Source organism: Bacillus sp. AK128, from assembly GCF_053903075.1.
Window position 1 is genome coordinate 3,854,847 of record NZ_CP096379.1, and the last position, 16,854, is coordinate 3,871,700.

The window sequence follows — 16,854 nt, forward strand, 5'->3', positions numbered from 1 at the left end:
TGGTTTAATCTAAAAAAAGAAACTAAATACACCTTTCGATCATAACGATTTTGTAAACGCTATCAATTCAAGGGATTTAGTATCCTTTTTTATTGTATAAAGAAGGTTAAGAGTATGTCTGTTGTTTTCTTTATATCAATTTATATATTTTTTAGAATATTTAAAATTTTAAGAAGACAGCTTTGTAGATTCAATATGCTTTCTTTGAAATGGAATCGTAATGGTAACAGTTGTCCCCTTATTTTCTTGACTACTTATCGATACCCCAAACTCATCTCCAAATAGAAGCTGTATTCTTCTATTTACATTTGCAATTCCAATTCCTAAATGACTACCAAGCTCAGATTCTTTCATTCTATTTTGTTTCAAGTGCTCCATTATTTCATCTACTCTTTCATTTGTCATTCCCTTCCCATTATCTATGACACATACTTTTAAAGAAGAGCCAGAGATTCTGGTTCGAATCTTAATCGACATGTCTTTCATTGATCGTTTCATACCATGCTCAATTGCATTCTCCACTAGAGGTTGCAAGCTTAACTTTACCATCGGGACATCATAAAATGCAGGCTCAATTTCAAGGTTTAAATGAATGGACTTTTTGTTTCTGTGCTCATGAATGACAAGGTAATTCTTGATATGTTCTATTTCATCTCCTATTGTAACCAGTTCTAAGTTTCGCACAGAATAGCGAAACATCGTTGCTAAACTATCACCCATTTCTGAGATTTCATCGATCCCATTAATCATTCCATAGGCTCCCATCGTCTCAAGTGTATTATATAAGAAGTGTGGGTTGATTTGTGATTGAAGTGCTTGAATCTCTACCTTTTGTTTTTCAAGCTCTCTCTCTTGTAATTCAATTTTTATTTGCTTATGATCTAATTCAGCTTTATATACTTGATCAACAAGTGTGGATAATCTGTCTACCATATTATTATAACTATTTAAAAGACTACTAATCTCGTCGTTTCGAGCTAAATTCGGTAGTTTCTTCCATTTACCTTCCTCAACACTTTTCATTGTTTTCTCTACCAATCGGATTGGGTGAACTATTTGTTTGATAAAATTAATTGAAATACTAAATGCAAGAAGTAAAACAAAAATAGCTGATAAAAACGCTGTTAATCGAACACCTGAAATTGGTACGAAAAGCTGCGACTCTGGAACTGCTGCAATAAGCTTCCAGTTCGTATACTCTGATGTAGAAAAATGAAAGAATGTAGACTCGTTATTCCATTGGTCAAAAAAACTTCCTTGTTTATGAAGACTAAGCTGATGTCTTCCTGTTTCATTCAGTTGGTGTCCAATCAATTTAAAGTCTGGATGATAAATGACTTTCCCCATTTCATCAGCAATCATAAAGAAGCCCCCATTGCCAAGGTTTGCCTCTTTCCACATTTTCCCTAATTGCGACGCACTAATTTCTATTGCTAGTATACCGTTGGGTACAAATGACTCCATTCCTCTTATCTTTCTTGCTATTGTAATAGATATATCACCAGATTGATTGGAAGGTTGAATAATAATTTTTCCGCTCTCTGGTGTTATGGATTTTAGGTTTTTGTATTTTTCTAACCGCTGAGAAGTAATCCCCTCATTTCGTAAGGAGATATGTCTTCCATTATCCCCAATGATATACATTCGGTCTATTTCAGGATTTTGCAAAACGATATTTTCCATCATGGTCCAAATGGCTTGATAATATTGGTAACGAACGTGCTCCTCCACGTTATCTTCCTTTAAATCTAGAAAGTACTTAACATTAGGATTTGAAACAAGTGGCAAGGTCGCTAACTCATAATCCTTAATAAAGCGGTCAGATTGAAAAGAAAGATTAGTGACACTTTGTTCAAGAAAGTCTTCAGCTTGCTGCTCAAGTAGCTTGGCTGATTGCATATAAATGATACTAGCAACAATGATAAGTGGCAAAATCATAATAATAGCAAAATATAATAGTAGTCTTTGAAACAAGTTTAAACGAAGAATCCATTTTTTCATGCGTCAATTCCTAATGATTTTCTATACTCAGTAGGGGAAAATCCAGTGTATTTTTTAAATGTTTTCGTAAAGTGGGGAGCATCATCGTAGCCAATTTCACTGCATATATCAATGATCCTCATTTCGTTACGCTCAAGAAGCTTTTTAGCCACTTCCATCCTTAAATTAATTCTATACTCTACAAAAGTTTGACCTGTTTCTCGTTTGAATAATTGACTAAAGTAAGAGGGATTAAATCCAAGTCTTTCCGCCACATCATCTAAATTTACTTTTTCACCAATCTTACTTATCATATATTCTTTTGCAGCTTCAATAGGATCTATCATCTTGCCCTTTCTTTGATGTCGTATGGCTTCAATCATTGTTTGACAGTGAGTAATAAATGCATTTGTGATTTCTTTAAACGTATTACCATTAATATCAAAAGTTAAATCTAGATTAATGCTTCCTTTTTGGTCAATCCGTTCCACTAATGTTTGTAATAGATGGTTCAACACATGCTGATAATAGGATGAATGGAGCTGCTTTTTTTCAATTTTATTTGCCCAATCAGTGATTGTCTTTATCATCATTTCTTCATTTAACACCCACAGGGCTCCTTCTAGAAGATCTAAGATTTCATCCATCTCATTTACCTCAATGAAATCAAGTTGTCTTTCTTTATAATTAGCGACTAAGCGTTCGAATGTTGTGGTTAGCTTTCTTCTTGTAACCGGTTTCAAAAGATAGTCCCTTGCGCCATGAATAATGGCTTTTTGCGCAAAATGAAAAGAATCATGTCCAGAAATAATCACCCATTGTGTGTTTGGATGAGACATTTCCCACTTACCTAGGAGAGTTAAGCCATCCATATCAGGCATGTTAATATCCGTAAAAACAATATCAAAAGTGTGAGAGACTAAGAGTTCATCAGCTTCAATTCCATCCTCTGCCTCCCATATACTTTCTATATGAATGTCTGGCAAGTCCATGTTTTCTAATTGATGACGAATACCTTTACGTATCATAAATTCATCTTCAATAATTAATATCTTCATCAGCGCTTCTCCTTCTAAAGATAATAAAGTATTCAAACTTTTTCTAAAATTAATAGAATTATAGCACAAAACATAAATTCACAGGAAAAAAATAGCATATTTTGTCATTCAAATAGCATAAATACAAAGAGGCTATCCTAAATGTAGCATTTAGAACAGCCAGTTCTTTTTTATTTTCTTGGAGCTTGGAAATCTCCTTCTTTATAACGTTTTGCAGCCTCTTCTAATGCTTTACTTCCTCCTCTTTCCTTCCATTCTTCCACAACTTTCGACCAATCACTTATAGGTTCAACACCTGTAATCATCTTAGCCATATGTCCCATAAGAAGTTTTGGTGGAACATCAGAACCAGGCTGTAAATCTGGTAACGTATCTAATGCCTCTAATGGTGGGTCAAAACGTATACCATCTCTTCCTTCATTTGCAAGAACTGTATCATATACTTTAATTAGTTCTTGCCCCTCTGGAGTCAATTCTAGCAGTCCTTTGATATAGGTTGTATCCTGAACCATCCATAAGAAGGCTGTACGATAGCGTTCAATGTTTATATCATCAATCGATTCAGGTGTATTATAATTAATTTGTCCATTACTTTCCGTGTAATCTTTTCCTTCAATTCCGTAAGTAAAGTACTTTTGTGCTTCTTCAGATAGCATCCAATCAAAGAATTTTACAATTCTTGCTGGATCTTGAGCATCTTTATTAATAGCATATGCACGGGTGACATCGCCGTATAGATAATAACCACCGCTTCCATCAGGTCCAACTGGAGCTGGAATAAGCGCAATTTCAGCATCAGGCACATTTTCCTTTAGTTGCTGCTCCCATTGTAATAATTCATTTGCATTCATAACCCACATTCCAATATTTCCGTTAACTGCTTCGTTTTTATATTGCTTAGAATCAATTGTTAAAAATTCTTTATGCAATAACCCTTCATCATACATCGTTTTATATGTTTGAAGAGCAGCTTGCATATTTTCTGAATCAAAGAACTTCGGTACAGGATTTCCACTATCATCTAATTCCCACATACTTACATATGGTTGAACATCATATGAACCAAAGAATGTATCAGAATACTTGAATTCTGCACGGCCTCCATATGGCTGTGGTACACCCATTTTTTTGAACTCACGTAAGACATTTAACGTTTCTTCTACAGTTTTAGGTACTTCAAGTCCAGCCTTATCTAGCAAGTCTTTTCGAATCCAAGTCGCACGGCGAGATGGATTTGATAGAAACTCAGGAATGGAATAAATTTTACCATCGGTATACCTTTGCTGCTCCCAGGCTTCTTCTGGAATATACTTCTTTAAGTTAGGTCCATGCTTTTCAATCAAGTCATCTAGTGGTAAGAACACGCCAGCTTCAACTGCTTGCTGCAAAGATTGCCCACTTCCTTGACCAAAGCCACCAGAAGTTTGAACTACATCAGGTATATCACCAGAAGCAAACATTAAATCCATTTTTGTTGTGTATTCTTTATGAGGTAATAACCTAATGTCTAAATCTACATTTGTTAGCTTTTCTAGCTCAAGTACGTATTCATCCTGATTAATATCAGGAGAATTTTCTACATGTGTAAATGCTAGAGTTCTCATAGAGATTGACATTTTTAGCGGATCCTCATCTACAGCAACATCATTTGGTTCATTTGTGTTCTCTTTTTCAGTTTCTAGAGTTTCTTCTTGCACAGGTTCAGCTTGACAACCTACCACTATCAAAATTGACAATAATGAGACAACAAAAAGCTGGAGTACTTTCTTATAATCTTTCATCCATCCTATCCCCCTTTAAATTTAAGCGCTTTCAAAAGCTTGAATTTATTATATTCTGAATATTACCGGGCCAACTATAGGTTAACTTTAGTACACTTGTCATTTTTTTGTTGTTATTCTTTTATGGATCCAATCATTGATCCTTTAACAAAATGCTTTTGTAAAAAAGGATATAATAATAATATCGGTAGAGTTGCAACCACAACTGTAGCCATTTGAATTCCCTCTGGTGAGTTTAGTGCCATAGAAGAAAATACTGAATTTGCTTCAACTGCCATTTCATCGTTTACAATCATTTGGCGTAATTTTACCTGTAGTGGATATAATTTCGGATCATTTAAAAAATACAAAGCTGATTGATAGTTATTCCAGTGACTTACACCGTAGAAAATACCAATTGTAGCTAAGACAGGCTTGGAGAGCGGTAAAACAATCCTAAATAAAATACCTAACTCCCCGAGTCCATCAATTCGAGCAGCGTCAATTAGGGTGCTCGGAATATTTTGAAAGAAGGATCTCATTACAAAGAAATTAAATGCACTTATCATACTTGGAATAACTAAAGCCCAAAGTGTGTCAACCATCCCAAAACTCTTAACAACTAGATAAGATGGAATTAATGGAGCTGAAAAAATCATTGTAAATAATACGAGAAAGAGAATTACTTTTTTCCCTTTATATTCCGGTCTTGATAGAGGATATGCAAGCGAAGTAGTCGCCAATAAATTGATTAAAGTTCCTCCCACTGTAATCAATACTGAGATGAAAAATGCTCTCCAAATGGAAGCGTCATGGAAGACATATTCATAGTTTATAAGAGTAAATTCAACGGGCCAAAAAAATACTTCGCCTTTCGAGATGGCTTCTGAACTACTAAATGACTTAGCCATTACAGAAATAAGTGGTAGAAGCATACTTAATCCAAGTAACGCTAGAAATAGGATATTAAATAAATCAAAAATTCTTGAGGAAAGGCTTACATTTTTTTTCATTAAGTTCAACTCCTAATATAGACTATTACCTGAGATTCTCTTACTCATAAAATTAGCAAAGACCAACAATATTAGACCAACAATGGATTTGAAAATTCCAATGGCTGTCGTGAAGCTATATTGAGCATTTTGCAAACCTACCTCATAAATGTACGTATCCAATATATCTCCATTCGCTTGGTTTAACGGATTTAGGAAAACGTAAACCCTTTCAAATCCGAAATCAAGAAAATGTCCAATATGAAGAAGAAATAAAATACTGAACGTAGGAAGTATAGCTGGTACAGTTACATGTAACATTTGATGAAAACGATTTGCACCATCAACTTTCGCTGCTTCATAAAGTTCAGGATTAATTCCAGCAAGAGCAGCCATGTAGATAATGGTACCCCATCCTACACTCTGCCATAGATACGTAAATACAAGAATTGGCCTAATGAACTCTTCAGATCCCATAAAATAGATAGGTTCATGACCTAACCACTCTATAAAATGATTTACAAATCCTGTAGTAGGAGAGAGAATACCAATAAATAATCCACTTATAATCACCCATGAAAGAAAGTGCGGCATATAAACGATTGTTTGTATTAAGCGCTTATAGATCACTAACCGTAACTCATTTAATAATAAGGCTAGCAATAAAGGTGCTGGAAAAACCAAGATATCATAAAAGCTTAGTAGTAGTGTATTTTTTAGTACACGAATGGAATCAGGGTTTACGAAAAGTGCTTCAAAATGTTTGAAGCCAACCCAAGGGCTGTCCCAGATACCAGCGAAGATATTGTAATCCTTAAACGCAATGACAGAACCCATTAATGGTACATATTTAAATATAATAAAATAAAGAATACCTGGAATTGAAATTAAGTATAGCATCTTATACTTATTAAGTTGACCTAATTTATGACGAAAGGTCGTTTTCTTATGAAGTATGACCGTTTTATTAGGATCTACTTTTTCTGTTTCAACTATAGTTTTCATCCCTCTTCTCTCCCCTTATGAAGATCTTTGATCTATCTCTTGTTCTATGTGATAAAAAGCTATAACCTCCTTAGCAAGTTTCTTTCGAATTCACAGTTGTTTTATTTTTACTTTTTTCGTATAGATTGTTGCTTTGTGTAAAAATCCCAAAAGCCGGATTTTTACTTGGTAGTACAATGTCTTTTGCTTTACATCTAGAGAGTTGCCCTTTTCTAATCATAAATACGGCTTTTGTAGTATCAATTGAGCATAGCTTTAGATAAATAGATTCAAAAGCAACAAAGTTATAGAAAAAAAGGCCTTTATATTAAATATTCTCTATTTTTTGTATTCTCATTTTATCAATCAAGTAAAATAAGTTCTTCGGTTACATTTTAGTCGCTTTGTGTTTTTTTTAGGTTCTGAGATTTACCGGAGTGGATTTTTTTTCGGAAGACCCATCTATAAAAAAGCTGATAGATATTACACAGCTAAATAAAAACAAAATAATCCAAGGAATGAATGTATAATTCTCTTGTAATCTGAAATAATCATGGAGAAATCCTCCACCCATATTCCCTAGTAATCCACCTAAGGCAAAGCTCCATCCCGTAAACCCAAAATAGGTTGCGAAGGATTGAGGATCAGCATAACTAGAGATTAAGTGGTTCATTGTAGGGACCACCATCATTTGCCCCACTGTAAATAGTAGGACCGCAAATAGCATGGACCATAAGCCTTTTGTAAAACCAAACATCAACATACTAGTTCCAAGAATGATCGTCCCTAAAGCCATAACATGTAGTTGTTCTAGTTTTTTCGATAACATTTGTAGTAATGGGATCTGTAAAACAACCATAAAAATGGCACCAGCCATATATAAATAGGCTACTTGATCAACATCCTTTAGCAACATTTCAGCTCTTACTGGAACTGCAAGGTACAGTTGTACATTTAAAGACCATACACCAATGATTAATAAACAAAATAGGAGAAACCTAGTATTTTTTCCGATTTTCTTTACTATTGGTATGAACTCCTGTTTCATCGGTGAACTTCCCTTCATCTCGGGCAGTAAAAGCCAAGATAATAGAAAAGCTAAGATAAACATAAAGGCTGAACAAAAACTTACAATGGTAAAGTCAAATTGTAGTAGAAACATCCCAATGACTGGACCTAGTATGAAACCAATATTACTTAGTGTCTCTCGGATACTGAATATCTTTGTCTTCATTTCTTCAGACGTTATTCTGGCGTATGCCCCAAAGCTTGCTGGATGGAAAAAGGCCCCTCCTATACCTGAAATGAAGGCAGCGATTGCAAAACCAACAGGGTGACTTACAACACCATACAAAACAAAACCTATAATACGAATGCCCACTCCTAATAAAATCGCTCGCTTATAGCCAATATGGTCTGCTAATAATCCACAAAAAAACCGTAAACCATTTTGTGATATCCCACTGACAGCAAGGATCAAACCCGTGAGAGAAATACTCCAATGTAAATGATGAATAAAATAAACACTTAATAACGGTACAAGCATATAAAATCCAATTGCCATTAAGAGTGTATCAACATACATGGCTAGTAAACTAGGACTCAAATAGCCTTGAACAGCTGTATCTTTCTTTATCTTCAAACCTTTCAGCATTTAACGGATCACCCTCTTTTCTTTTCTATTTAGGATACTTGATCGCATATATTCAAAATACTATCACTTCATTTAGGTGAAGGATATTGGTCTATTTTAGGTTGGAGTCGTTTTTTTGTGGGTTGATATAAAGTACAAATTTCCTTCTTATGCGCCGATTAACAAGATGCTAACCATTATCCATTAACAGGAAAAAAACAAAAAAGTGCTATATTCTCTTTTAAAAGGGAATATAGCACTTTTTCATTTTTTACAACGGTTATTTTAATTCATCCATTTTTACTAGATCCATATCCGTAAATGTATAGTTTTCTCCAGCCATTGCCCAAATGAATGAGTAGTTGCTAGTTCCTACCCCTGAATGGATGGACCATGGCGGTGAAAGAACGGCTTGCTGGTTTTCAACAACTAAATGACGAGTTTCCTTCGGTTCCCCCATAAAGTGGAATACACGTGAATGTCGTTCCATATCAAAATATAAATAAACTTCCATTCGACGATCATGAAGATGCGCTGGCATAGTATTCCACATATTATTTGGTTCTAATATCGTCATTCCCATCATTAATTGACAGCTTTGAATTCCATCAGCATGAATATACTTATAAATCGTGCGTTTATTTGATTCACTATCAACTCCTAAGTGAGTTGGTTCAGCATCCTCGATAGGCGCTATCTTTGTAGGATACTGTTTATGTGCAGGTGTTGAAACGAAATAAAATTTCGCTGGATCTAAAATTGCGCTGCTTTTAAATAAAATTTCCTTCTTTCCTAATCCAACATATAAACAATCTCGTTTGTTTAATGTATAAGCCTGACCATCCACTATGACGATACCTTCAGCCCCAATGTTAATGATTCCTACCTCACGTCTTTCTAAAAAGTAATCCGTTTTTAATGTGTCTTGGTCCTCCAGTTTAAGTTCTTGATCTGTTGGAATCGCTCCTCCAACTACAACCCGATCGTAGTGTGAATACGTCATGTTGATTTGACCTTTACAAAATAACGAATCTATTAAAAAATCATCTCTTAATCTTTCTGTTGTGTATGATTTAAAATCCACAGGATTTGTCGTATGTCTAATTTCCACTTTTTTTCCCCTTTCTAGTCATTATTCTTTTGTTCAGGAGCTCATCCATCCGCCATCAACACACAGTATATGTCCATTTACATAATTTGAAGCATTGGAAGCAAGGAAAACAACAGCACCTTTTAAATCTTCTGGAGTTCCCCATCTGCCCTGAGGAATTCTTGAAGTTATGTATTCATTTCGTTCTTGATTCGCTCTGAGCTGAGCCGTATTATCTGTTTCCATATATCCAGGAGCAATTGCATTTACATTTACTCCTCGACTTCCCCATTCATTTGCTAAAGATTTGGTTAAACCCACTACTGCATGCTTACTAGCTGTATAGGCAGGAACCCTTAATCCCCCTTGAAAAGAAAGCATGGAAGCAACATTCACAATTTTTCCGGTTCTGTTTTCAAGCATATGCTTTCCTATTTCTCTACACAATTGAAATACAGAGTGTTGATTGACTTTAATAACCTCATACCAATCATCATCTGAAAAATTTTCCGCATCCGCTCGCCGAATGATACCAGCGTTATTTACTAAAATATCAATCTTGCTCGAGAGTGATAGCGCCTCTGATACTAGCTGCTGGGCTGATTGATCCTTGGATAAATCAATCTTCAAATCATGAAACGTTCCACCAATTGATTCGATTTTATGTCGTGTACATGACATATCGCTCATTCCTGCTCCAATTACGGTTGCTCCTGCCTCTGCTAGCCCTAACGCCATGCCTTGACCTAGCCCTCGACTCGCTCCAGTTAGAAGAGCTACTTTACCCTTTAACGAAAAAAGTGATTCCAATGTATAACCTCCTTCACAGCATCTTTTGTTCTATTTTGTTCTTTTATGTTCATTATGGTTCGATTATAGCACAAAAAAATAAGATAACAACGAAAAATTATTCGTTTATCATCTTATTTTAAAGAATCTCTGAATTTCATACCCTTGCAAAATGTAGGCGGACTTGATTGCTTTTAAATTTCCCTTTTATACTTTCACTAAGATTAGAATCTGTAACAATCTCGTCGACCTCTTCTAATGAAGCAAATTGGATAAGGGCTACCTTCTCAAACTTAGTAGAATCAGCTAAAAGAGTAATATGGTCTGCAATGTTGATAATTTGTTTTTTCCAATCTGCGTGAATGCTATTAAAAACTGTTAATCCATGTTCAATCGAGACACCGGTTGAACCGAAAAGCAATCGGTTAACTCTCATTCGATTGAGCATTTCTGTTGCTTGACTGCCCACTAAAGAAGAAGATTTTTCAATTCTTGTACCACCTAAAACTATTAATTGAACATTACTCTTGGTTAGCAACACATTCGCTATGATAATATCATTCGTAATGACGGTTATTGGAAATTCACCCAAAAGCTTTGCTACAGCTAATGTCGTGCTTCCCCCATCCATCAAAATTGTTTCATTTGGCTTTATTAATTTTAGTGCCGCTCTAGCAATGGCAAGCTTCACTTCACTATGCCCTAATTGACGATCAACAATGGGTAGCATTCTTTCTTCACCTTCTGCCAATTTTGCTCCACCATGTATTCGTTTTAAAAGTCCACGTTGTTCTAATAATTCAAGGTCACCTCGAATTGTTTTTTCAGTTACTTCTAATAACATACCAAGCTCTGATACTTTGACTATTTTATTTTTATCCAGTTGATCGAGTATTCGCTCATGCCGTTCAATTGCAAGCATTCATTGTGTCCTCCGTTCACATATAGCTGAGTTAATTCATTTAAACTAAACGAATCCTACTTTTGCAAATTTCGATTTGGTTCCTATCGGGGCATCAAGGTCAATTGTGATTTGACTTACATCAACGTTTTCCCCTTTAAAAAGATAAAATAGATTTACCAAACTCATCATCTCCTAACTTACTAATCCATCCAGCACGATGCCCCAATCATGCAAGACCTACTGCCTCCAACAATTGACTCTTCTCCACCAGAATTCTGTGACATTACACGGGAAGCATTAATCCTATTCTGGTTGATGCACCAGCCTCTAATTCTAATTATCGCCCTAGAAAGGATGTATTTCAATGGATGTAGCCATAGAAATAGCCTGTGGAAGGATGTCCATAAAGATAACATTACCACATGTATTATCACACCAGAAGGAAAGGAGATTCAAACGTTTTCTATTAATTCGTGAACTCGTTCGTTATCGTCGAAGCGTTATTTAGGAACGTGCTAGGCAGCATAATCGTTTTCAAAAAGTTCTAGAGTGAGCGAATATTTAGTGTTAGGATCAGTTGTTTCAGATAGATGTTATGGGGGTCTCAGCTAGAGATATGCTAAATGCGATTGCAGATGGTGAAGATGTTCCTGGAATTCTAGCGCGTTCTCTCCCTTTGATACGAGCTCGTTCTTAGACATTTCTAGGTGGTAGCTTAATTCATTGTGAACAACTTCCTTGGCTTCTTTTAATTTGATAAAATGGATAACTTCAGTTAAGTACTGTTCCTTAAGATTCTTCATCTGAATTACCTCTCTGCGATTTCTTTTAAAAAGAAAGCCTTTCCCTCTGCTTTGGTTTCAATCGCCTTTAAAATTTTCATTCCCTTGTTACTGAGCTGATAGTATTTCACATCAGGCTCTTCCCACCCAACCGTCAAGTAGCCCTTATGCTCAAATTTATGTAATGACATATAAAGGAAGCCTTCTTCGTTTTCAATCATTTCCATTCCTCTTGTCCGCAACAGTCTGCTTAGCTCAAATCCCGTCCGTTTCTCCTTGAGTAGCTGAAAAATCGCGACTAAGACATCTTCTTCTGAATCAGTAGATAACTGGTTAATTTTTCGTTTAAAGTTTTCTTTATGTGTAACAGTAAAGGTAAGATCTTCAGAAGCCATTCGTTTCATCGCATTTTTTAAATTCTTTAATCGCTCTTCCATGTTTATACCTCCAAGCAATCTTTTAAAAGCTCTTTTGCCCGTTTTAATCTCGTCTTGATTGTATTCTGATTCAAACTCGTCATGAAGGATATTTCCTTAATCGTCATTTCCTCATAGTAGTACAAATAAATTACTTCCCTATATGGATCAGGTAAACCTAACACTGCTTTTACTAAGGTTTCGTCTTCATCTCGCTGAATCACTTCATTTTCCACTTCAGTCTCATCTACCGTATGTCTTATTTTTTCCTCAGAAAGGATAATATGGTTATGATGCCAGCTCTTTAAAAAATCCTTACAATGATTAATGGCAATCCGCCAAAGCCATGATTTTAGTGAAGACTTTCTTTGGTACTGATCTAATTTTTTATAGCATTTCACAAAAATCTCTTGAGTCAGGTCTTCTGCAATGTCCCGCTTCCCTACGTATGAATAGGTAAGCTGCAATAGCGACTGACCATAGTCATCCATTAATTGATCAATTACTTTTTCTTTATCCTGGAAACATGGGGACAGGGACTTTGTTCCAATGCCTTTTCAGAGGTAAGATAAAATCCAGTCTATCCCCCTGTAGCGGTTAAAAATACCTCAGCATAAATTATGGCTTTCTTCGTTTCATGATGTGACCTCTGTGACAACCTCAAATAAGACGAAGGCAAGATTAAAGGGCACGAACCTGAAATTGACTTGGTTCGTGCCCTTCTTTATTTGTGTCTACCTTTAGCATCAGTTCAATACAGTCATGCATGTTGAGGGCAGCACTTTCTGCTACATGCAAGATTACAGCATTTTACTATGCTAGTTAATCCACTGTACAACGTCTTCCATAACTCGACGCGTTTCATATAACAGTTTTCGTTTCCTAGGTTTACTAAACGAAACAATACAAGCAGTCCGGGATATTTGCTAATTTATCACAGCAATCGAAATAGAACTTCTAGGGTTTGTTGGTTACGGAAGGTTATAACAGTAGCTTGGAGTTTGGGTTGAAGATAGTGGTTATGATCATAGAAAATCTAGTTACAATCGTAGGATTCAGGAGAGATGGTTGGAAATGAATAGATTCTTCTAAAGGGTTATTCGGTATGGGCGAACATTGGTGAAACGACTTAAAGTGCCGGAGTACTTTCTATCTTCCTTCTAACGAGGCTCCACCTTCTAAGCAGGCGTGTTCAATGTGTTTAATGGTATGGTGTTACAAGAAAATAAAGTCTATTTCCTAAGACCCTCGGAAACAGACTCATACTTTCTTTATCTACCTAATTTATCATCAATCTCTGATGTATCTACATTCTCTCCAAACAAATCCTTTAGTTTACTCTTCGCTTTCATTTTAATTTCATCATCCACATATAAAGCGACCTGAACTAAAGCGAATAGTACAACACTTAGGTCGTCAGCATATCCTACACCAGGTGCTAAATCAGGTATTAGATCTAGAGGTAAAATAAAGTAACCTAAAGCCCCAACGATGGTTGCTTTAACTTTCAATGGCACCTCTGGCTTTTGGAGTGTGTAATAAAGTAATAGAACAGCATAGACTACAGAAGTTCCCGCTTTTTTAGCGAATTTTTGAACCTTCGTCCAAAACTTTTCCTCAGAGAAATGCTTTTCGTGTTGGTTAAGATTTTCTGCATTTAGCTTTTCTGCTTCATCTTTCAAATCAGCAACTAGTTCTTCTTCCAATTCAATTTTGTCGACTTCATCAATAGTAGATGAGGATAATTCATCAAGGTCTGTTTTCTTCTTAAATGGATTCTTTAACATGAAATCACTCCTCAGATTAGTAAATTAGAACAGGTCTGTCCAAGTAGCATGGACAGGCGTCCCTTTTATTTAAACGTGACATTCACCGTATAACCCATATTCTTAAAAAATTCCTTTAACGCTGTTTCTGCGTTTTTCTCTGCCGTATCTAGTAAACCAATAGAAATGGCTTCTTCACGAATTTGCTCTTGTGCCACAGCAGCCAGTTCAAACCCCTCATCCATTTTAAAATCACCACGGAAAATCCCACTATTGTCAACGGCTTGTATTTTATCCATCTGTAGTGAAGGTTCCTGGATCAGCTCTGCATGAGGAAGGGTTAGATTTATTTCTTTTGTTTCTTCATTAATCACCATGTCCTCAGAAGTAACCCCTTTTAAATCAACACCAGCAATAACCGTCGCAGGGACAACTAAAAGAAGTTCCCGCTTTGTTCCTGGTAGATTAATAGAGAAGAAATTCTTACTATCCTCTTGGTGTATTACCGCTTTCGTATGAGCTTCGGCTGTCGCCAGTGTAGCTAACTCCTGAACATGTTCAACAAACACAATAGACTCTTGTTTGAAGTTACTGCCCACAAATAGCTGAAACCCTCCAAAAGCGATGATCGCTAGAATCACCATGGCCAAAATAATCTTCAATCCACCAGCTTGTAAGATAGACTTAAAGATTCCTTTCGGAGGAGAAAAAGATCTTGGGTTATGATCTACCGCCATAGTTGCAGCACTTTGCTGTTGTGCTTCAGTTAATTCTTTTATCTGTCTTTTTAGCTGTGCAATTTGTTCGTCTTTTTCTTGTATAGTATCTCTATTATTATCCACTTTTTTCTCACCTTTCATTAACCATTCTTGCTTATCCTCTTAAATCACTAATCTATTCTGTGGAATTATTTAAATAATAGCACACATAAATAATTTTATACTAGAAACAATAATGTTCCAAGGAGTCTCTATCTTCCATTTTCTAGACAACGATCACCTAAAAAACTTAAGCTAATCCTTTTGGTGGGAAACTATTTTTGGTAGTATTTAGTATAAGATATATCAGATTTATATTTACTTGAGAAACGGGTGATACGATGTCCAACAATAACTTAAATAATGATTTAGAAAATGACATTAAAGTTAATATAGATTCTTTTAATCAATTTAGAAACCTTTCTACATATACCATCGGTCAAACTTTAGGTATAAATCCTTTCTTAATGGGTCCACATCTAGGCACTTCGTCTTTAGTAAAAGAAATGTACTCATACACTGCCTTAGAACACTTAGTAAAAAAGTACAAGAAAAATAAAATCTCCATTAAAACTATACGTCTACAAGATAGTGGATCACCAAAAGAATCAATGTCTTTTGAACAAATTGATTTTCAAAAGGTATCAGAAGAAAAGTGGGAAGATAGTTTTATTAAAAGTAAGTTTAAGAATACAACTTTCCTTTTTGTCGTTTTTCAGCTACAAGATGGTATTTTGTATTTTAGAGGTATGAAACAGTGGAAAATGCCTAGTGAAGTTCTTGAAACAGAAGTTAAAATTTTTTGGACTCACTTACATAATAAACTTTTAGAAGGTGTTACATTAACTCCCGTACAGCAGCAAAATAGTACTATTATCGAAAATGACCTTCCTTCCTCGACAGATAATAGGGTTATGCATACTCGCCCTAAAGCTAATGATAGTAATGACAAAACAGAATTACCCGATGGTCAGTTGATAACGAAACATTCTTATTGGCTGAATTCGAGTTTTATAGGCGAAGTTGTTTCGGATTTATCAGATTTAAAAGTAGATAATTCTATTGAAAACTCTGTATCAGAGTTATCTTCAAATGAATTCAATATACTCAAAGCAGCTATTCAAGAACCAATCTATACCATAGAGCATTTCTATCATTATGTAAAACGCCAATTACCAGGTTTTAATTTGTTCCAAATCACTGACAAATTTTTAGATGAGATAGGATATAAAATACATCCACCTTATGTCTACTCAAAAAAATATAAAAAAGTTAAAGATTACTTTGAAGAAGTTATTATTGACCAACCGTATTTCAATTCTTCTAGTAGAGACATTTTTCAAACTGACTACTTCCAAAGATACCTTAAAAACTTAGAAAAAGCCCTCTCTATTGTAAAGGTAGACAATACTTCTTATATAACGAAAAAGGCTATGGAATCAGCTGGACTTAGAAAGAAAGATTTAGAATCTTTTCAAACTGCCGTACTCTCAGCAGTAAAGAATAAAGATTATTTCACTTATAAGTCACTAACAAGAGAAGGTTTTTCTCATGATATTTATAAATACGGGTTTGATTCAATTTTTTACGAGTCTCTTATTACTCAGGTATCAAATTTTAGGTCATTAAAGATATTAGATACTACATTTTTTAAGAAGTCCAACCGAACATTAAAAAGTGAGGCTTTCTTTATAAATGTAATTGAACAGAAAAAGGAAACTTCACTAAAATTAAGTGAGCTCTGTGATACTATAGAAGAACTCTACACCGAAGTTGTGTCTTATGATTCATTAGAAAAAGTATTGTTGAAATACAATAAGAAACCCTACTATTCACCAGATTTAGAAAGACTGTTTATTGATAAAATTCATTATGTAAATTACCTTCAATAATAAAAAGATGCATAGCTCTCTATTTCTAGCTATGCATCTTTTTACAAGTT

At 35.2% G+C, this 16,854-nt stretch carries 15 protein-coding genes; 1 reads left to right on the forward strand and 14 read right to left on the reverse strand.

Features of this window, described 5'->3' with window-relative positions:
• Window positions 1-168 precede the first annotated feature (168 nt).
• From M1D60_RS19400 to M1D60_RS19465, 14 genes are all read right to left on the reverse strand, one after another.
• Window positions 169-2,001 (reverse strand): cache domain-containing sensor histidine kinase, encoded by a 1,833-nt coding sequence (locus tag M1D60_RS19400; protein ID WP_456276474.1) that lies wholly within the window; start codon window positions 1,999-2,001, stop codon window positions 169-171.
• The gene (locus M1D60_RS19405; protein ID WP_456276475.1) at window positions 1,998-3,038 is read right to left on the reverse strand and encodes a helix-turn-helix domain-containing protein; all 1,041 of its coding nucleotides are present in this window, start codon (window positions 3,036-3,038) and stop codon (window positions 1,998-2,000) included. The genes M1D60_RS19400 and M1D60_RS19405 overlap by 4 nt, the downstream gene beginning before the upstream one ends.
• Before the next feature lie 170 nt (window positions 3,039-3,208).
• A complete protein-coding gene (locus M1D60_RS19410) occupies window positions 3,209-4,819 on the reverse strand; it encodes an extracellular solute-binding protein (protein WP_456276476.1) in 1,611 nt (536 codons plus the stop codon).
• Between the two features lie 113 nt (window positions 4,820-4,932).
• Window positions 4,933-5,811, reverse strand: a complete 879-nt coding sequence (locus M1D60_RS19415; RefSeq protein ID WP_456276477.1) for a carbohydrate ABC transporter permease — start codon at window positions 5,809-5,811, stop codon at window positions 4,933-4,935.
• Between the two features lie 12 nt (window positions 5,812-5,823).
• Complete coding sequence (locus M1D60_RS19420; protein ID WP_456276478.1) at window positions 5,824-6,795, reverse strand: ABC transporter permease; 972 nt, start codon at window positions 6,793-6,795, stop codon at window positions 5,824-5,826.
• Window positions 6,796-7,189: 394 nt separating this feature from the next.
• The gene (locus M1D60_RS19425; RefSeq protein WP_456276479.1) at window positions 7,190-8,428 is read right to left on the reverse strand and encodes an MFS transporter; all 1,239 of its coding nucleotides are present in this window, start codon (window positions 8,426-8,428) and stop codon (window positions 7,190-7,192) included.
• 259 nt (window positions 8,429-8,687) lie between these two features.
• On the reverse strand, window positions 8,688-9,518 hold the full coding sequence (gene kduI, locus M1D60_RS19430; RefSeq protein WP_456276480.1) for a 5-dehydro-4-deoxy-D-glucuronate isomerase: 831 nt from the start codon (window positions 9,516-9,518) through the stop codon (window positions 8,688-8,690).
• A 33-nt stretch (window positions 9,519-9,551) separates the two neighbouring features.
• Complete coding sequence (gene kduD / locus M1D60_RS19435; RefSeq protein ID WP_456276481.1) at window positions 9,552-10,307, reverse strand: 2-dehydro-3-deoxy-D-gluconate 5-dehydrogenase KduD; 756 nt, start codon at window positions 10,305-10,307, stop codon at window positions 9,552-9,554.
• A gap of 136 nt (window positions 10,308-10,443) precedes the next feature.
• The gene (locus tag M1D60_RS19440; RefSeq protein WP_456276482.1) at window positions 10,444-11,208 is read right to left on the reverse strand and encodes a DeoR/GlpR family DNA-binding transcription regulator; all 765 of its coding nucleotides are present in this window, start codon (window positions 11,206-11,208) and stop codon (window positions 10,444-10,446) included.
• A gap of 590 nt (window positions 11,209-11,798) precedes the next feature.
• Window positions 11,799-11,993, reverse strand: coding sequence for a hypothetical protein (locus tag M1D60_RS19445; protein WP_456276483.1), 195 nt, complete (start codon window positions 11,991-11,993; stop codon window positions 11,799-11,801).
• Window positions 11,994-11,998: 5 nt separating this feature from the next.
• Complete coding sequence (locus tag M1D60_RS19450) at window positions 11,999-12,409, reverse strand: PadR family transcriptional regulator (protein ID WP_456276484.1); 411 nt, start codon at window positions 12,407-12,409, stop codon at window positions 11,999-12,001.
• Between the two features lie 2 nt (window positions 12,410-12,411).
• A complete protein-coding gene (locus M1D60_RS19455) occupies window positions 12,412-12,939 on the reverse strand; it encodes a sigma-70 family RNA polymerase sigma factor (RefSeq protein ID WP_456279497.1) in 528 nt (175 codons plus the stop codon).
• A gap of 720 nt (window positions 12,940-13,659) precedes the next feature.
• Entirely contained in the window at window positions 13,660-14,175 is a 516-nt protein-coding gene (locus M1D60_RS19460; protein WP_456276485.1) for a YkvA family protein, read from the reverse strand.
• A gap of 65 nt (window positions 14,176-14,240) precedes the next feature.
• Entirely contained in the window at window positions 14,241-14,996 is a 756-nt protein-coding gene (locus M1D60_RS19465; protein ID WP_456276486.1) for a DUF4230 domain-containing protein, read from the reverse strand.
• Window positions 14,997-15,253: 257 nt separating this feature from the next.
• On the opposite strand from M1D60_RS19465, the gene M1D60_RS19470 reads away from it, so the two are divergent.
• Window positions 15,254-16,804 (forward strand): MutH/Sau3AI family endonuclease, encoded by a 1,551-nt coding sequence (locus M1D60_RS19470; protein ID WP_456276487.1) that lies wholly within the window; start codon window positions 15,254-15,256, stop codon window positions 16,802-16,804.
• Window positions 16,805-16,854 lie beyond the last annotated feature (50 nt).